Consider the following 18,493-nt stretch of genomic DNA (forward strand, 5'->3'; position numbering starts at 1 on the left):
ATTTTTGTGTCCAGCAATGATTAATGAAACATTCTATTTAAAGCAATATCAGTCACAGCCGGAGGATACAAAACTGGTGATCGACATACTCTCTGTGTACCTTTATCCGGTAGAGCGGTACATGCTGATCGATAAAGTACAGCTGATCAGGGAAATTCCCCAGAACGGAATTATTGAAATTCTGCAGGAGTTAGTGGATGCCCGTCTGGCTATGATTAATCTTGCCGGTAATTATTCATTAGTACCTGAATTCGGGTTTTGCCTGTTCCCTGTCAATATCATACGGCCGGGCTATCTCCGGTTGCTGGATAATAAAACGTATTCTTTCTATAGCACCAGCGCCAGGTTGCAGGAGCTGCAACAGTTACTTGTTGCTTATTTCACGGGAGAGAAATCACTGCTCATGCAACCAGTCAGGAAGATAGAATTTGAACTGGCGGAGTATTTCCCTTATTTATGTTACCTCTTGTATTTTCCTGCATATGAGCCACTGCTCAAATTATTCTCTTCTGAGAGCATTGTAAAGATTTATGAGGCCACTATAAAGTATAATCTGCTGGAGATGCCTGCCATCAGCCAGTTGTATGCCTTTCAGAAAAAGATGAATGCATTCACCGATCCGGAGCTATTATTACTGGAAGGGGATTTCAGAGAAACAGAAAATGTGTTTTCAAAAGCGGTGCATCTCCTGTATAACAGGGAACCGGAAAAAGCATATGCTGCTTTTGAACAGGGCATCAAGCTGCAACGGCAAACGGATAAGAAGAACAGCATCCCCAATGCACCTTTATTTTCTTTCCTGTATGCCCTTACATTAATTATACTACCAGACGAACAGTCTTACCCTATTATCAATAAAATTACGGCTGCTTACGAAAAGAAATTATTTCCGGTGATAACACCTGCTATCTGTTTACTGCATTTTCATAATGGCAGAAAGGAGAAAGCGGAGAATATCCTTGGGATATTGTTAGAAACAAATGCAAAACAACCTGGCAGGTATTTACTGAGTTATCTTTCCCTGATCTGTTTACAACTTTTTCATCCGAAAAGTAAATTACTGAAGACCTATCAGCCTATCATGAAAATGATTGTAAACAGGGGAATAGAATATCAATACAGATTGCTGACCTATGAATACCTGTATCTTTTTAAAGAGGATGGATATCAGGGGCATACCGCGGAGTTTAATGAACTGGAGACTTTTATCGGGAAGAAACCTGCGCTTTCTTTATTGCAAAAAGTGCCTGACTGGGAAAGGTTGCTAAATACATTGCTGATCACTAATGAGAATAATAAGAAAGAGAAAGTAGCTGTTGAGTCAAGGCTTATTTATCTGATAGATTTTTACAGCTATGGGATACAACCGGTCTTACAAACGAACCTGGGTGGAGAATGGAGTAAAGGCAGGAGTGTGGAGTTGAAGAGATTGAAAGATGGGAAGGTAGAAGGCATGACGGACCAGGATTTCAGAATAGGCGCTACCGTGATGAAAGAAACGCATTACACTTATGGAGGGGAATCTTATATTTTTGAAGAAAAGGTATGGCAGGAGATTGCGGGTCATCCGTTTTTATTCCTGAAGGATCAGCCGGCTGTGTCAGTAGAGATTGTAAAAGGAGGCCCCGAACTCTTTGTAAACAAAACCGGCAAAGGGTTTACTTTCAGCAGCAACGTGTCAGATGCTACTGGAGATACTGTTATTGTGAAAGAAACGATGAACCGGTTGAAGGTAGTGAAGCTCACTCCGCAGCAGCGTGGGTTACTGCAAACATTAAAACAGATAGATGTCATTCCTGCCGATGGTAAGGAGAAGTTATTACAGGCATTGCGTAACATTGGTACACATATTACTGTGCATTCCAATCTGGATGAAGCGGCGTCTGATATCAAGAAGAAAGAGGGAGACACGCGTATCCGTGTACAATTGTTACCTATAGGCAATGCATTAAAAGCGAGCTTTTTTGTGAAGCCGTTTGTAAGTGATCCTCCTTATTGCAAACCAGGAGAAGGGGCGAAGATCATTATCGGGATGATGAACGGAGAGCGATGTCAGGCGATCCGTGACCTGGATGCGGAGAGAGGGAATATGGGCATATTGCTGGCGTATATACAGCAGGCGATCGTGCAGGAAGTAGATGACGATACTATCATCTTTGAAGACCCGCTGGATTGTTTGCAACTACTGGAAATTATACAACGTAATCCGGAGATAGCAGTGGCGGAATGGCTGGAAGGAGAGCGGTTTAAGATACGCACGCAGGTGAGTGCGTCTAATCTGCGTGTGACCGTAAAGAAAGCAAATGGGCGTTGGTTTGAATTTAACGGAGAGTTGAAGGCAGATGAGAATACGGTATTATCGCTGAAAGAATTACTGGATGCTACAAAACTGAGTAAGAGCCGTTTCATCGCTTTGCGAAACGGCGACTTCCTGGCGCTGACCAATAAATTATATAAGCATCTTAGTGAGTTAGCCAGCATTGCGCTTGAAGAGAAAGACACTATTAAAGTGCAGGAGCTGAGCGCACATATGCTGGATGAGTTGCTGGAAACTGCTGGCAGTGCGGAGACGGATGTTGTATGGAAAGCCAACCGGAAGAAATGGGAAGAATCAGCTTCTTTGGTCCCGGAAGTACCTGCCACGTTACAAACCACTTTACGTCCTTACCAGGAAGAGGGTTTCCGCTGGATGGCCCGTTTAGCTTCCTGGGGAGCAGGGGCCTGTCTGGCAGATGATATGGGGTTGGGTAAAACGATACAGGCGATCGCTATTTTATTATACCGTGCCAGTCAGGGGCCAGCACTGGTGGTTTGTCCGGCTTCTGTATTACCTAACTGGACGAATGAGATCAACAAATTCGCGCCTTCCCTGCGGCCTGTATATTTAAATGGTGGTGACCGGGAAGAGATACTAAAAGCCAGTTTGGCTTATGATGTGGTGATTACCACTTATGGTTTATTACAATCGGAAGAGAAAATATTCGCCGCGGTTGACTGGTGCACAGTAGTACTCGATGAGGCACATACTATCAAAAACTTCCAGACTAAAACCTCTAAGGCGGCGATGTCTTTATCAGCCGGATTTAAGTTAATTCTCACCGGTACCCCTATACAAAATCATCTGAATGAAATATGGAACCTGTTCAATTTTATCAATCCGGGTTTATTAGGAAGTTTGTATGATTTCAATAAAAACTTTGCTACACCGGTAGTATATAATCCTGATAGTACAGTAAAGAAGCATCTGCGAAAGTTGATAGCTCCTTTTATGTTACGCAGGACTAAAGCCGGTGTATTAGATGAGCTACCGGCTAAAACAGAGATTGTGAAGATGGTGGATTTATCACCTGATGAAATAGCCTTTTATGAAGCGTTGCGTTTAAAAGCAGTGGAGAATCTGAAGAAGTATGGCAATGTGCATGGACGTCAGCATCTGAATGCACTCACTGAAATTGGGAAGTTACGAATGGCTGCGTGTAATGTGCAGATGGTGGATAGTTCCATCAACATCCCTTCTTCCAAATTATCTGTATTCCTGGAAATAGCTACAGAGCTGATTTCTAACAATCATCGGGCGTTGGTATTTAGCCAGTTTGTAAAACATCTTGAGCTGGTTAAACGTGCTTTAGACAACCTGGGTATTTCTTATTTATACCTGGATGGCTCTACGCCTATTCCTGCCAGAGAAACATTGGTAAAACAGTTCCAGTCCGGTACAGCAGACCTCTTCTTAATAAGCCTGAAAGCGGGTGGCTTAGGTCTTAACCTTACTGCAGCGGACTATGTGATTCATCTTGATCCGTGGTGGAATCCTGCCATTGAGGAGCAGGCGTCTGACCGTGCGCATCGTATAGGACAAACGAAACCGGTGACTATTTACCGGTTGGTAACGAAGCACACGATTGAAGAAAAGATCATTGCATTGCATCATAATAAGCGGGACCTGGCAGATCAGTTATTGCAGGGTAGTGATCAGGCGGGAAGATTATCAACGGAGGAATTGATGAAGTTAATTACGGGTTAACCCTGATCACTTAATCGGGGTACTAGTCTGCGGAGAACGTGATACATCCTGTTTTTTCTGTCTGTAGCAGCGATGATGTATTTGTTTAAAGGGTATTTATCTAAGAGATTATTTATTCCAGTAGCCAGTTTTTCTACATCTTCTTTACCCATGTTGGCAAACTGATGAGAGAAGTTGATTACTACTGTGTTGGGAAAACAGAATGTGCTGTCCCAGTAGTCAGTATGTATCTCTTCTAAAGAATGTTTTAAAAGGAATGTAGTGTCTTTATCAAATAATCCACTATCCGCAAATTCTCTGGCTTTAGATAACATAGAAGCGGAAACGTCTATGCCAATATAATGAAAGTTAAACCTGAAGGTTTTGTTGAAAGCTAATCCGGATGTTAAAGGCCCACAGCCAAGGTCTATGAAAGAAATTCTATTGCTGGTATCCGTAAATGAAGTCGCAAAGAAATCAAAGGAAGAAGAGAAGGATTCTATTGTGCTACAATACTGCTGACGCATGTTGTAGTAACAATATAAATCTATCTTTTCCTGTGAGCTGTACTTCGTTTGCAGATCGAAGTTCGTCCTGCCATATTCTATTACACACAATTTATTATAGTCATGATCATTGCCATAAATGAGAGAAGGCGGTTTTGTATCCGGATGATTTTTGACAGGCGTTACAACTAAATTATTAAATACAGTGGTGAATGTTTCATCAGGAGTATCCACAACGGCTGGCTTCTCAGTAGCAAAGTTCCCAGAAAGGAATTGTGAAGGGCGAACAGATAAATACCCGCCTTTAGAGCGTATGAATTCTATCAACCTGAAATAAGTAATATTATTAGAAAGGATGGCAGGATTACCGGTAATAAAGAGTTGTTTCTTTGCCCTTGTAATAGCTACATTCAATTTACGATCTATCAGCATCCCGTTTTCTTCCATATTATTGGAAAGGAAATCTATCTGGTAAAACTGGTTTACACTAAAAGAATAAATGATGATATCCCGTTGTGAACCCTGGAAACGTTCTACTGTATCGATCGTTAATTGATTCAATACGGGAATATCCAGTTTAATGATCTCCCGTCGTATCAATGCAATCTGACTTCTGTAAGGGGTAATAATACCCACACTTTCTTCAGGAGAAAATACTAATCCATTTAATTGATATAATGTATAGATGTTTTTAAGCAGCATGGCAGTAATAGCTGCTTCATGTGAATTCGTTTTATTCGTTTTTTCATTGGTGTTCCTTTCCGAAGGGATAAACGCAAGACGCTTGGTAGCAATCAATGTTTGTATGGCATCAGTACCATATTGCTTAAATTCAAGAGGGGCTTTCTGATGCGCACAGGGAACTTCTTTCAGCTCTCCGTTATAGAATGCATAATTAGGGAATAATGCAATATCAGGATGCATACGCCCCTGTTTATGTAACATGCTCCAGAAAGGAGAGTTCTTATCATCTTTATGCAGACTGTATAATCTTTCAAAGAGAGAATTGCGCCTGTCATATAAGCCCATTGCATGTAAGTGCGGATCATTCACCTGAGACTCTACCGGCTTTTGTAATACGACTGCCGGCAGTTGTTTGTGATCCCCTATCAGAATGAATTTATCAATTGCGTTCGTGCCCTTTCCGTTTTTAGCAGAGAGGATACCTAACAGATGTGGCTCTAATATCTGCGAAGCCTCATCAATAATTGCTACCTGGAAATGTTTGATACGGAAAAGTTCCATCCTGCCGGAAACGGCTGCTACTGTTCCTACAAAGATCCGGTACTGCTGCACGCGCAGTTTTACCAGCTCTCTGGAATCGCAATCAGCAATCGCTTTATCAAGGAGACGATCGCGGTGTTTAGGATCGCAGGAGAGTGAGGATCCAATGCGTATATAAGCGGGTGCGTCTACTATCGTATCCAGAGAATCACAGATTTCATCTACTGCCCTGTTTGTATAAGATAACAGGAGTATGGAACAGCCCATCTTATAAAACTCTTTTACCATCTCCTTTAGTGCAATAGACGTTTTACCTGTTCCCGGCGGGCCTACCAACAGGAAGTAATCACGTGCATGTTTTGCTTTGCGTACTATATCATCTACTTCTGCAGAATGCCGGGTAGCTATTGCCGGAACATCTCCCGCATGCAACATGGGCGGTCGCTGGTTCAATAATAGCGTTTTACGATCGGTGTTAGCCTGTAGGAATGCATATAGTCCCCTGTACATAATGCTGTAGGCAGCGTCCAGGAAATCGTGCTCTACTGCATATTTACTATCAACGGGTAAAACGGACTGATTACGTTGCTGCTGCCGCAGACGTATAGTAATCGCATCATGATGCAAAGCTTCAATGGCCCCTTTGAAGATTTGTTTATTGGTAACATTATCGTCCTGGTTATTCCTTTGATAAAGAATAACGATATCTCCCTGCCGGAAGTTGGGCAGGAAATTATCATCATAAGCAGGGATGGTGAGCGTTACTGTAGATGGTATCTTTTCTGTGTTATTTTCAAGAATAGTGAGATCTGTTAATATCTCCCCTGATTCCATTTTTTCGTCTAATGTAGACAGCCATAAAGAAGAAATACCTTTGCTGCCTTCATAATCAGCCCCACCGGTTTTTGAAATATAATGTTCTCTTGTAACGAAGGTGTAAAAGCTATGAAAATAAGCAGACTCCGTTACTGAGGAATTATTAAAAAAGGATTTAAAATGATTGATCTGCGGAACAATAAACCGGTTAAGGAAATTTTCATTCAGCTGATTATTGGTGATCAGTGTTTCAGGAGAGATCTCATCTATCTGTGCCTTGGTAGCATTACCTGTATGATCCGCTGCAATTGTTCTTTCATCAGCAACAATCAGGTTACGGATATTAAGGATCTCTTTGATCACCGCCATAAAAGGTTGTGAGAGTCTTAGGTTAGCCTGTTCATCTGCGTATCTCGAATAAAAAATAAGGGTGTCTAATTTCTTAAATGATACACCTAATATTTTCTGAATAATGATCTGGTAGATGAACGCCTGTGCTTTATGATTCTTCCCTATTAATTCAAAGTTGGTATCAGGGGACGGCGCTTTACCTGATTTTAATTCTATCACAAACTGTTTATCCGTATTCAATTGCAGATAATCGAGTCGTCCCTGTACACCCAGGTGTTCGCACATGAACGCTGGTTCCAGGATACCATACTCCCTGTCGATTCCTCTGGAAGGGAATACATTATTTACTACTTTCCGGATATTGTTAAACTGTTCAACAGTGCTTTCAAAAAAGGTAAATACTTTTTCCTTGCTGTTGAGGTCCGCACAAGTGGCAAATTCCAGTGGCGCTGCTTTAAATGCCTTTTTCATGGCGGTTTTATAGACTACCGGCTCATGAGGTTTCTCATTCACAAATTCATCTAAGAACAGGTTGGCAGCATTACCCAACAGGATATGACTGGTATTCTTAGTCGCTTCAAACCTGCTCTGGACATAGTTCAGCGGATGACTGCCATATTCTTTTAAACACTCTGCCAGAGAGCTGATATCAATTAAATAATCGGGTTCCAGAATGATCATATCAGGAAATAAGATCCCATGATCATCAATGGTAACATCTATTAAGTTTAACTGACAATCCGTCCATAACCTGGCTACTGTTGGGGCAAATTCTTCATTATATTTAATCCTTACAGGATCTTCTGTAGGCATTTTCTCTGCGAAAGCATAAATGTATTCATCATCTGCATACAGCACATCTACCCTTATTCTCTCATGTTTTTCCCCTTTTATTCTTTGTGCTGGTTTATATAAATCTATTTCAGGTAAGAGGATAGACATGTATTCCGGTATGGGGATATCATAAAAATGACTGACTACATTACACAATGCTTTCAGGTCATGCAGGTAATCCTCTTCGGAAGGATTGAAGCCGGCATACAGCACGTTATTCGCATTTACACGAAAAGTATTGATCTGGTATGTTCTGCGGGAAGGAAGTTTTGTTTTTTTACAAACGTAATTAAGTCTCGAAAATAAATTCGAGAACTGGATAGGATCTCCGGCTGTCATATCCTTACAAACCCGTTCCAGTAAGGAACGGAGTTTCGGATATTTATCTTTTATAGTGGTGGACTGATAATGTAATTCACTTAACTGATCGAAGAATTCAACCCCTGTAACATTCATAATGTATGGCAATATACGACGAAACAGAAAAACAGGAATATATGGCAAATATATTATCTTCGTATGTAACTTGTTAGCATTTTAAAGAAATCCCAAGTATGTACGCATTCTGGAACAATTCCTATTACCTGATCATTCTTGCCCAGATATTCTGTGTAGCTCATGCTATGAAAAAGGGGAAGAAGGACTGGATATATATCATCATTTTTCTTCCTGCTGCAGGAGCTATCGCTTATTTTATCCGGGAAATATTGCCGGAGATAAACAGGGGAGAGTTCACTTCTAATCTGCAGAACCTGTTCCTGCCTAATCATAATATTAAGGAATGGGAACGGAGAGTACGTGTTGCCGATACCGTGACTAATAAACTACAACTGGCAGATGCCTATGCGCAGCAAAAGCAATATGCCAAAGCAATAGCATTGGCGGAATCCTGTCGGGTTGGGCACCATGCTAATGATGTGGGGATTACGCAGCGCTTGGCGAGGTTGTACTTTTATAATGAACAGTATGGGGAGAGCATTGCCAGTTTTAAGAAACTGTTGTCGTCGCGGAAGGACCAGATGAATAACCAGGAAGATGAGTTGTTGTACGCAAAGGCGCTGGAAGGGAATATGGAGTTGGAAAGAGCGGAAGAAGAATATAAGAAGGTGATCAGGGTACATCATTCTCTGGAAGCGATGTATTATTATGGATTGATGCTGAAGAAACAGCGGAGGAATAAAGAAGCCGCTGCACAGTTCCAGGCAGTAAGAGATGAAATAGAATTACATCCAAGATATGTGAGGAGAATGAATACACAATGGGTGAGATTATCCCGGAAAGAAATGGCGGGGTTGTAAAAATGGCCCGGATTCGCTATTTTTAGTAACCATGATGAAAAACACATTCCTTTTCCTTGTTGCCCTGTTTCTTATCAAATATGGCAATTGCCAGTCGGTTCAGGTAGATCTTACCAAAGAAGTTGGCCAAATGAATCCTATCTGGGCCTGGTTCGGATATGATGAACCTAATTACACTTATATGAAAGACGGCACAAAGCTGCTGTCTGAAATTGCTGCCCTTAGCCCGGTGCCGGTATATGTGCGGGCGCATAATCTACTGACCAGCGGAGATGGCGTGGCCGCTCTTAAATGGGGGTCTACAAATGTGTATACAGAGGACGCTGATGGTAATCCGGTGTATAGCTGGAGAATTGTAGACAGCATTTTTGATACGTATATTAAGAGAGGGATGAAGCCCCTTGCGCAGATCGGTTTTATGCCCGAGGCATTGTCTACACATCCCCAGCCATATAAACACGACTGGCAGCCAGGATTACCTTATAACAGGATTATCACCGGCTGGGCTTATCCACCTAAAGATTACAGCAAATGGGGCAACCTGGTATATGAGTGGGTAAAACATTGTGTAGCCAGGTATGGGCAGAAAGAAGTGGAAAGCTGGTATTGGGAAGTATGGAATGAACCGGATGGTTATTACTGGAAAGGTAGTCGGCAGGACTTTTTTAAACTATATGACTATGCCGCTGATGGGTTAAAAAGAGCATTACCCACTGCCAGAATAGGAGGATGTAACAGCACTGGTGGTGCAATGAAATTCCTCGATGCTTTCTTAAAACATTGTTTATACGAAACGAATTATGCTACCGGGAAAAAAGGAAGTCCTTTAGATGCAGTGTTGTTTCATGCGAAAGGTTCGCCCACTATTGTGAATGGTACTGTAGTGATGGATGTACGGAATCAGTTAAGGAACATTGATAACAATCTGAAGATCATCAGTGGTTATCCGGAATTAAAAGAACTCCCGATCATCATTGGAGAGTCAGATCCGGAAGGATGTGCCGCCTGTGGTATGAGTACCAATCCTGAAAATGCCTATAGGAACGGGACGATGTATTCGAGTTATACGGCCGCTTCATTTGCGCGGAAATATGAGCTGGCGGAAAGATATAGAGCCCATCTTACAGGAGCAGTAAGCTGGTCATTTGAATTTGAGGACCAGCCTGTTTTTGCAGGGTTCCGGGACCTTGCCACTAATGGTATCGATAAGCCGGTACTGAATGTTTTCCGTATGTTTGGCATGATGCAGGGGAAACGTGTGGCGGTTACTGCCAGCAATATGTATCCCCTGCAAACAATACTGGACAGCAGCGTAAGAGCGAAGTCTGATGTTGGTGCTATCGCCTCAAAAGGAGAAAAGACGGCAGGGGTGATGATCTGGAATTATCATGACGCAGATACTGCGGGAATTACGCAAACTATATTGGTAACAGTAAAAGGATTGCCAAAGGGGAAAGTAAAGATGACGCATTACAGGATAGATGGTGAGCATAGTAATGCGTATACAGTATGGAAGAAAATGGGTTCTCCGTTACATCCTACAAAGGAACAGTTTCTGGTATTGGAAAAATCTGGTCAGTTACAACAGTTGACAGGTACACAACTGGTTAGCGGTAATTATTCAGCGAAGATAACTTTGCCTGAACAAGGCGTATCGTTCATTAAATTTGATTGGTAGCTTTGATAAAAGGACGGAGATCCGGGATGTGCTGCTTTGAAAAATAGTAACTTGCAATAAGAGAATGCTTAGGTTATGCAATATATTTTAGAAAACCCTGTACACGGGGTGATTGGACCAGAAAAATATAAGTGTACTATTTCCTGGCGCAATGGGAAATTTATTACGGACGAGCCGGTTAAATCCGGTGGTCAGGACGCAGGTCCTGATCCTTATACGCTGCTGTTATCTTCCCTGGCGTCCTGTACGCTGGCTACATTACGCATGTATATAGACCGTAAAGGCTGGGCTATCGATAACATCGAAGTGAATGCGAATATGTACCAGACAAAGGACGGGGATAAATTATCGACCACCATCGACCGTGATGTTAAATTCCTGAGTGAGATAACAGAGGAGCAGCGTAAACGGTTAGCACAGATAGCGGAATCCTGCCCGGTTTCTAAAATACTGGGAAACCCGATTGCGATCAGGACGTTTACTTTCAGTAATGCGGATGTTGAGAAGAAGATAAATTATACTAATGGAGATGTAACGGTAGTGTGGAAGCCTGAGTTGTGTAAACACTCTGCACGTTGTGTGAACGGGTTGCCGGAAGTGTTTGATGTAAATGCGAAACCCTGGATAGATATGCAGGGCGCTACTTCGGACCGAATTATGGAACAGACAGCTAAATGTCCTACAGGAGCGCTGACAACTGTAAAGAATAAGCCTGAACAGCAAGGTTAAACCAAAGCACCTCATCGGGTGCTTTTTTATTGTTTCATCAGCTTAAAGGTCTTACTAAACGTAGAGCTGTTAATACTCACGAAATAGATACCTGGTCGCCAGGCAGATGTATTGATCGTATTCTGCGTCCCTATATTCCCTACTATTAAATTCAGGATTGTTCTGCCGCCCATGTCTGTTACCTGTAACAGGTGTTTCTGTATGCCCGCAGGAAATGTATAAGTCACTTTATCTACTGCCGGATTAGGATAAATCCTTACTACTACCTGTTCAGTTGGTTTGGTATAAGCCACTCTTGCTTCCACTACAGGTTTTTCTGCCTCTGTAGTATCTGTCATTGACTGGCCGAAGGCAGCAGCCGGTATACACAGGGATAAAAATAAGATCGCTCTCAGGAATCTTTCTTTCATAGGGATATGGTTGTAGGTGCTACGACACATATAAACGATAAATACTATGAGTTTATTACAGGAATTCAGTAATAATATTAGCTTTACCGCCAATTATATCCATTATGAGTACTTGGAACTATCGGGTAATGAAGAAGCTGAACGAACAGGGTGAATATGAATTCGGCATCTACGAAGTGTATTATGATGATAACGGCAAGGTTATATCATATACAATGGATTCCCTGACGCCTGTCCGTTCCTCCGCAGAAGGTCTTGAAGAAGAGTTCGAAACCATGAAAAGAGCCTTTAAGGAGGAAGTACTCACCTACGAATAACAGCTTTCTTCTCTGAAAACTAAGTTTTTCTTTTTAAAACTAAATCTTTAGTTTTAAGGCTAAAAGAGCCTTATGCGTATATATATCTGGATATTATGTACCTGCCTGTTAAGCTTTGGGGCTGCCAGGGGACAGTCGATAGACAGGAACAGGGTAATGGAATACCTGCAGGACCAGCGTTATGAAGACGCAATAGCCTATCTGAAACAGGGCATAAACGATAATAACCCGAGAGAACTAGCCTTACTGGCTTATACTTATTACCAGGCGGGAAAGATCTCAGAAGCCGCCGGTAACTATGGGAAAGTATTACTGCTGGATAGTAACTACGTCCCTGCCCATCAATACCTCGCTACTATACAGATGCAGGAAGACCTGCCCCTGGCCGCAATGGTGCACTATAAACGCATCGTTACCTTACAGCCGCAAAATGCCACTGCCTGGAAACAACTGAGTTTTGCCGGATTTGCCGGACAGGTGAATGATTCCGCTTTTGCCTGGCTATGTAAGGCCTATGAGTTAAAACCTTCAGATCCCAGGGTGGTATCGCGTCTGGCAGAGGAATGGCTGGAAAAGAAGCGGTATAATACCGCTGATTCGATCATTAACCGCTACCTGACTGCTGATTCTACGAATCCTTATGTGTTAATGACAGGCAGCAGGACCTCCTTTTTAAAGAAGGAATACCCGCGCACGCTGCAATTTGGCCAGAAACTGATCGCCCAGAACAATGTTTCTGTCAATACGTTTCTGTATGTCATTGCTGCATGTTACAACATGAAAAAATATGATGATTGTGTATCTGTATATGAATACCTGGATGCCCGGCATGCTACTTCGGAGAACATCATCTATTACACGGCAATGGCTAAAACCCAGCTAAAGAAGTACGGGGAGAGTAATACGTTGCTAAAGCAGTGTATCAGTATGGGGCTGTCTGCCAGCCTGGATAACTATTACACAGGTATGTCTGCCAACTACGAGGCAACAGGTCAATATAAGCCTGCTATTGCCAGTCTGGATACTGCTTATTATCTCTTCCATCAACCTTTGCGGCAATACAGTATTGGCCGCATTTACGATGCCCGCCTGAATAACGAAGCTACTGCCCTTCGCTATTACAAAAAGTATTTACAGTTGTATAAACCGGATGCTACCGGGGAGGAAAAGGAGATCTATAAATATTTAAGGTCCCGTATAGAGAAATAGCTAAGCCTTATCCATTGGATAGGGTACTGGTAATCCTGGGATATAATAGTTCCCTTACTTCGTCAGGCACTTAGATTCTAAGAAGTATTGTTAAGAAAAGGGATTGAACAGGTATTGATAAGGTTCATCCTACGTTTATCCTACGTTGCGAACGTAGGATGAACGTAGGATGAACCTTATCAATACCTGTTCAATCCTACTTTACATAGGGTCTTATTATAATCTGTGAAGGTGTATCATACTGTTCATGTATCATTTTTAGTATCGTTGCGTAGTAATTCCAGGCTCTCCAGGTATTTTTTTTATAATGAAATGAAATTCCACTTATCATTGCGATGATTACATCAAAAGAACAAAAGAACTTGTACCATCATTTTAAAGTCATGGTGTAATTTTATACATATGGAAACAATCAGCTGGCAGGATTTTGAAAAAGTAGAACTAAGAGCGGGGACTATACTGGAAGTGATAGATTACCCTGAAGCCCGTAAACCGGCATATAAAATACGGGTAGACTTTGGAGAATACGGTATTAAATGGTCCAGCGCTCAGGTGACCAGACATTACTCCAAAGAAGAACTTATAGGCCGGCAGATAGTAGGCGTAATTAACTTCCCGGAAAAGCAGATCGGTAAATTTATGTCGCAGTTCCTCGTTACCGGTTTTGCGGATGAAAACGGGGATATTGTATTGACGGCACTCGAAAGACCGGTACCCAACGGCAGCAAACTGATATGACTTTTTTATCTATATTAGCTTCATGAATCCTGTACCTATCCGGCGTCCATTTGTATTATCCGGCGGCGGAGCCCGTGGTTATGCTCATCTGGGAGTGTTAAAAGCATTTGAAGAACAAAGTATTTTCCCCGAAGTTATTGCGGCTACCAGCGCCGGCTCCATTGCCGCTGCCTTCATCTGCGATGGGTATAATACTGATGAGGTAAGGCAGATATTTAAACTGCATAAGCTGGGACTTTCCATGCAATGGCGTAACTGGAGTTCCGGGTTCCTGTCATTGAAGAAAGTGGAACAGGTGCTGAAACAAACTCTTCGGCATACCACGTTGGAATCTCTTCCTATCCCTTTATATATCACGGCAACTAATTTTGTAACAGGAGAGCAGGCCATTTTCGACAAAGGGCCGATTATTCCCGCAGTGCTGGCAGCTTCCTCTATCCCGCTGTTATTCCAACCAGTGATGATAGACAACGTCCCTTATGTAGACGGAGGGCTATCCGGCAACCTGCCCGTAGAGCCGCTGATAGGAGAGTATAGGGATATAATAGGGGTACATGTAAACCCGCTGACGCCCTATAACCCGGCAGGAGGGTTTTTATCTAATATGGACAGAACGCTGAATATGGCCATCAGTGAACGGGTATTGAAAAACAAATTGTTATGCAGCCGCTTTATAGAACCCGAAGGGTTGGGGGAATTCGGGATGTTCGAATTTAACCGGCTGGAGAAGATTTATATGATCGGCCTGGAATATGCCCGGCATTTATTGGAAGAGTATCCTGAAAAATAAAAGATAATATGAGAAATTTTAGCCCTATCTTATGAGTGAATTCCTGTTAAAATTCACGGAGAATCCGGTTGTTAAAATCCCTTATATGATTCTTAAGAGCATAACTTTTTTTCTGGTCGCCATCTTTGTTGCAAATGTTTCATTTGCCCAGTCAAAGGCAGATATTATCAAATCCATCAAGAAAGAATTTAAGGATATCAATGATGATAATTCCTTTAAAAAGGTAGTACTCGAGAATGAGGAGTTTATGGAACATATGACGGACCGCGGAGGTTCGTTAACGGGATACTATAAAGACGAAAAACTTTGTAAGATCGTAGAATGGATAGGGATTTCCAATGGTATCTACATCTCGGAATATTATTTCAAAGAAGAACAACTGATCTTCGTATATAAAGCATTTAAGGCGGTTGTATATGATATAAAGAAAGGTGAGGTTGATTATGATCAGACAGGGGTGAAGTTTGAAGGGCGCTATTATTTTAATGACAAAACATTGATTGATTCTATTACCACCGGTACTAATCCATTTAAAACAGAGCCTAAAGATTTTCCTGCAGAAATAGAGCAAGATCAGCAGTTACTTGCCAAAAAGAAGAAATGAACAAAATGAATAAGGCGGTTAAAAATGGTTGTTGGCGGAAGAGATAAACATTCCTTATTTTTGGGTTAAATAACCCTCATGAAAACCTCAATATTCCTCGTATTCCTGCTTATTATAGCAGGGTGTAAAAAAGACGATACCCCGGCTCCCACTTACACAATGGACCAGTTATACGCAAATTCCATTACAGATGCGATGGTGGCGGATAGTTCAGAGATCGTAGATAGCCTTCTTCCTATTACAGCTACTAATAGCGCCCTGCAATGGAAAACGATTAATGGGCAGACGTATGTACTGATGTCTACATTTATGCGTTTCCCTTCCAGTTATCCCGAGGGAGATTCCATTACGAATACATGGGGTGACTCATGGCTGTTCATTCCTGCACAGATGAAAAACCGTCTGGCAGCCAGTTTTACTGCTTCCTCAGATACGATTATGCGCATTTGCCAGTTGCTGGGATTACCACCTGTTAACAGTCGTAGTAATACGCATATTGTAGATATGTGGGTGAAAGCAGATCGTTTGAACCGCCCGGCAGGGAACCCTGATATTACGACTACCACTACCGGTGCAGCATTACTTAATAGTGTACCGCCTTCGTTTGGCGATTGGTTTAATAATTATATTATCTACGCGTATTATCACACATTACAGTCTGCTACTGATTTCCATTATCCGTGGACACGTCTTGGTTATACTTATGACTGGGCGCCTGGTGCGAAAGAAGTGGGACTGAGTGAATATGTCTTACAAGCCAGTTCAGGTTGCTGGGTAGAGAAAGTACGAACGGCACAGGATTATTTTAAAAATTAAGAGAACGCCTGCAGATGTTGCAGGCGTTCCTGTTTTTATTCCACTACCGGGAATGAAGATATTCTTAATCTGGCCCCGCCCATAGGGACCAGTGTTAATTCTGTTGCTGGTTCTGCTGTTTTAACAGGGCTTTGTGGCAGGATGCCTGCCAGTCCGTACTGATCTATCCCCCAGGTAGTGATCTTCTTACCCCTGGCTTTGATCATGATAGGAGCAGTGGCATTGGTAAACGGATCGTTATTCACCGGCCATTCCTTTTTAACTACTTTAAAAGAACTGGCAGGGTTTTTCTCATCAATCAATAACCCATAGTTCCAGTCGGACCCTGGTTGAATCTCAAAAGAAGGCCATTTTTCGGGGTCCGCGTTTTCCTGCCAGTGAGAATCGCCGATCGCTGTTTTCTTACTATCCTGTTGTATATAATTTTCTTTGATCAGCAGGGAGTAAGTGAGCGGGCCATAGTTCACACTGATACTGTTTTTATTCCTCTCCCACTTACGTACGGAAAGGTCCATTGGCAGTTGCAGGGAGATCTTATCTCCATTCTTCCAGTTATTACTGATCCTGATATAACCGCTGGCATTACTGGCCAGCGTAATGGCTTTGCCGTTGATCCTGAGCGCAGGGTTTTTACACCATGCAGGAATGCGCAGGTACAGCGGGAAAGTAACTGCTTTCGGTGTGTTAAGCGTAAACGCCACCTGGTCGTTAAAAGGGTATTTCGTTTGCTGAGACAAGGTTACTTCTGTGCCGTTACCCACTTTAGCATGCACTTCGTTTTCGAAATACAGTTGTGCGGCAAGCCCGTTATCCGGAGTCGCCATCCAGCTATACTCTGAATAATACACCCATCCTGCGGAGTGGTTATGCTGGCAGCAGCGGCTGCTGAAAGGGTTCATCATCAGGAAAGGCCCTTCATTGGCAATACCAGGCGCATGGTTCTTGCTGTCGCTTACCACCATATTAGGAGCTGTCAGGTAACGGAGCGCCCTGTAATCAGGTGTAAAGGCCGCAGAGAAGATATTGAAGGCAACGTCTTCTGCATTATCTGCCCAGAAAGGATCGCCGGTAATACCGAGTAACATATTATCCGAAGTGATCTGTTCTACCAAGCCGCAGGTTTCAACTGCCTGCCGGGGATCATCATATCCTTCGCGGGCATTTTCATCTGCGCCGAACATCCCGCCGGGCACCTGTCCGTATTTTGTACGGACCATCCTGAAATCATTATAGGTAGCATTGATATCTGCGGTACTGCCACTTTGCAGATAGTACTGTGCCGGTTCGCGGAAACATTCTGCCACGTTCACATTGTGCCAGTTGGGGAGATTATCTGGCTGACGCCAGTCGGAAGTATTCTTGTCTATTTTGGTCGCCAGGTCGAGCAGGAATTTATCCCCGGTAAGGTTATACAGCCAGTATACGCTGTACAGGTTATCCCCTCCCCGGCTTTTCTCCCAGTAGTCTTCCAGGAATTTATCATCCGGAATAGAGAGTTGCCATTTAAAGTACTTCGTCATCACCTGGATCACCCTGGGGTCTTTGGAGTATTCATAATAAGATTGCAGGCACCAGAGCATGGGCATGTTTGTCCAGAGGTCTCTTTTGCCTTCGCCTTTTTCTACGGCAGGGCCAAAGTCGCCATTATCACGTTGATTATTCAGCACCGCATCAAGCCAGAATTTAGCTTCTTTGATCATGTGATCATCGTGTAATACATAACCGATATCTGCGTATCCTTTTAACCAGTAGGGTAATTCTTCCCATCCGTATTTTCCTTTTCCTTCTTTGCTGAGCCAGGCATTATCCTTTTTGGAAAGCCAGATGCTTATTTCACCGAGGTTGCCGGCCAGCCCATCCCGTTGCATTTCCAGCGCTTTTCTCACCCATCCTTTGGGAGAGACGCTGGCAACGGGTAGCCTGGTGAAATGTTCTTTTTGTAAAGGAGACCTGTTTGTGAGATAGAAACTGTTGGAGCCTGTGTTGGCAGTACGCTGTACTATTTCAGCTTTCTGCGCATGGAGCTGTGGAGAAGCTGCCATCAGGAACAGTAACGTGGAGCCGATTAATGTTCTTTTCATTTTTTAAAATTGGTTATCTAAAAGTAAAAGATAGTGACTGAAAGGAGATATTCAAAGCATTTAGTATGAATGGTGAATCATCAGATAAA

Annotated in this window: 13 protein-coding genes; 10 read left to right on the forward strand and 3 right to left on the reverse strand. The window is 42.6% G+C overall.

Going from position 1 to position 18,493, the window contains the following annotated elements:
• Positions 1-16 precede the first annotated feature (16 nt).
• Positions 17-4,024 (forward strand): DEAD/DEAH box helicase, encoded by a 4,008-nt coding sequence (locus GO495_RS19585; RefSeq protein ID WP_157301402.1) that lies wholly within the window; start codon positions 17-19, stop codon positions 4,022-4,024.
• On the opposite strand, the gene GO495_RS19590 is transcribed toward GO495_RS19585, so the two are convergent.
• A complete protein-coding gene (locus GO495_RS19590; RefSeq protein WP_157301403.1) occupies positions 4,021-8,190 on the reverse strand; it encodes an AAA domain-containing protein in 4,170 nt (1,389 codons plus the stop codon). The genes GO495_RS19585 and GO495_RS19590 overlap by 4 nt on opposite strands.
• A gap of 98 nt (positions 8,191-8,288) precedes the next feature.
• Between GO495_RS19590 and GO495_RS19595 the strand changes: the two genes are divergently transcribed.
• The 3 genes from GO495_RS19595 (at position 8,289) to GO495_RS19605 (ending at position 11,439) form a co-directional block, all read left to right on the forward strand.
• Positions 8,289-9,032 (forward strand): tetratricopeptide repeat protein, encoded by a 744-nt coding sequence (locus GO495_RS19595; RefSeq protein ID WP_157301404.1) that lies wholly within the window; start codon positions 8,289-8,291, stop codon positions 9,030-9,032.
• A gap of 31 nt (positions 9,033-9,063) precedes the next feature.
• Positions 9,064-10,710, forward strand: a complete 1,647-nt coding sequence (locus GO495_RS19600) for a GH39 family glycosyl hydrolase (RefSeq protein ID WP_240915268.1) — start codon at positions 9,064-9,066, stop codon at positions 10,708-10,710.
• Between the two features lie 75 nt (positions 10,711-10,785).
• Positions 10,786-11,439 (forward strand): (4Fe-4S)-binding protein, encoded by a 654-nt coding sequence (locus tag GO495_RS19605; protein ID WP_157301405.1) that lies wholly within the window; start codon positions 10,786-10,788, stop codon positions 11,437-11,439.
• A gap of 26 nt (positions 11,440-11,465) precedes the next feature.
• Here the strand turns inward: GO495_RS19605 and GO495_RS19610 are convergent, their stop codons facing one another.
• Positions 11,466-11,849 carry a T9SS type A sorting domain-containing protein gene (locus GO495_RS19610; protein WP_157301406.1) on the reverse strand — a complete coding sequence of 128 codons (384 nt, stop codon included), beginning with the start codon at positions 11,847-11,849 and terminating at the stop codon, positions 11,466-11,468.
• A gap of 104 nt (positions 11,850-11,953) precedes the next feature.
• Here GO495_RS19610 and GO495_RS19615 point away from each other — a divergent pair, with 104 nt between their 5' ends.
• The 6 genes from GO495_RS19615 (at position 11,954) to GO495_RS19640 (ending at position 16,323) form a co-directional block, all read left to right on the forward strand.
• Complete coding sequence (locus GO495_RS19615; RefSeq protein ID WP_157301407.1) at positions 11,954-12,166, forward strand: hypothetical protein; 213 nt, start codon at positions 11,954-11,956, stop codon at positions 12,164-12,166.
• A gap of 72 nt (positions 12,167-12,238) precedes the next feature.
• Positions 12,239-13,375 (forward strand): tetratricopeptide repeat protein, encoded by a 1,137-nt coding sequence (locus GO495_RS19620; protein ID WP_157301408.1) that lies wholly within the window; start codon positions 12,239-12,241, stop codon positions 13,373-13,375.
• 402 nt (positions 13,376-13,777) lie between these two features.
• Entirely contained in the window at positions 13,778-14,113 is a 336-nt protein-coding gene (locus GO495_RS19625; protein WP_157301409.1) for a tRNA-binding protein, read from the forward strand.
• 22 nt (positions 14,114-14,135) lie between these two features.
• Entirely contained in the window at positions 14,136-14,903 is a 768-nt protein-coding gene (locus tag GO495_RS19630) for a patatin-like phospholipase family protein (protein WP_157301410.1), read from the forward strand.
• A gap of 85 nt (positions 14,904-14,988) precedes the next feature.
• Positions 14,989-15,507, forward strand: a complete 519-nt coding sequence (locus GO495_RS19635) for a hypothetical protein (protein WP_157301411.1) — start codon at positions 14,989-14,991, stop codon at positions 15,505-15,507.
• Between the two features lie 78 nt (positions 15,508-15,585).
• Positions 15,586-16,323, forward strand: coding sequence for a hypothetical protein (locus GO495_RS19640; protein ID WP_157301412.1), 738 nt, complete (start codon positions 15,586-15,588; stop codon positions 16,321-16,323).
• Positions 16,324-16,358: 35 nt separating this feature from the next.
• Here GO495_RS19640 and GO495_RS19645 read toward each other — a convergent pair whose 3' ends face one another.
• Positions 16,359-18,404: a beta-L-arabinofuranosidase domain-containing protein gene (locus GO495_RS19645; protein ID WP_157301413.1), complete on the reverse strand. Its 2,046-nt coding sequence runs from the start codon at positions 18,402-18,404 to the stop codon at positions 16,359-16,361.
• Positions 18,405-18,493: the final 89 nt, after the last annotated feature.

It is taken from the genome of Chitinophaga oryziterrae (assembly GCF_009758125.1).
Taxonomy (GTDB): Bacteria; Bacteroidota; Bacteroidia; order Chitinophagales; family Chitinophagaceae; genus Chitinophaga; species Chitinophaga oryziterrae.

Bases quoted from the DNA above. Each gene is read 5' to 3' on its own strand.
- GO495_RS19585 (WP_157301402.1), top strand. From the start codon at position 17: ATGATTAATGAAACATTCTATTTAAAGCAATATCAGTCACAGCCGGAG.
- GO495_RS19595 (WP_157301404.1), top strand. From the start codon at position 8,289: ATGTACGCATTCTGGAACAATTCCTATTACCTGATCATTCTTGCCCAG.
- GO495_RS19640 (WP_157301412.1), top strand. From the start codon at position 15,586: ATGAAAACCTCAATATTCCTCGTATTCCTGCTTATTATAGCAGGGTGT.
- GO495_RS19630 (WP_157301410.1), top strand. From the start codon at position 14,136: ATGAATCCTGTACCTATCCGGCGTCCATTTGTATTATCCGGCGGCGGA.
- GO495_RS19590 (WP_157301403.1), bottom strand. From the start codon at position 8,190: ATGAATGTTACAGGGGTTGAATTCTTCGATCAGTTAAGTGAATTACAT.
- GO495_RS19610 (WP_157301406.1), bottom strand. From the start codon at position 11,849: ATGAAAGAAAGATTCCTGAGAGCGATCTTATTTTTATCCCTGTGTATA.
- GO495_RS19615 (WP_157301407.1), top strand. From the start codon at position 11,954: ATGAGTACTTGGAACTATCGGGTAATGAAGAAGCTGAACGAACAGGGT.
- GO495_RS19600 (WP_240915268.1), top strand. From the start codon at position 9,064: ATGATGAAAAACACATTCCTTTTCCTTGTTGCCCTGTTTCTTATCAAA.
- GO495_RS19605 (WP_157301405.1), top strand. From the start codon at position 10,786: ATGCAATATATTTTAGAAAACCCTGTACACGGGGTGATTGGACCAGAA.
- GO495_RS19645 (WP_157301413.1), bottom strand. From the start codon at position 18,404: ATGAAAAGAACATTAATCGGCTCCACGTTACTGTTCCTGATGGCAGCT.
- GO495_RS19635 (WP_157301411.1), top strand. From the start codon at position 14,989: ATGATTCTTAAGAGCATAACTTTTTTTCTGGTCGCCATCTTTGTTGCA.
- GO495_RS19620 (WP_157301408.1), top strand. From the start codon at position 12,239: ATGCGTATATATATCTGGATATTATGTACCTGCCTGTTAAGCTTTGGG.
- GO495_RS19625 (WP_157301409.1), top strand. From the start codon at position 13,778: ATGGAAACAATCAGCTGGCAGGATTTTGAAAAAGTAGAACTAAGAGCG.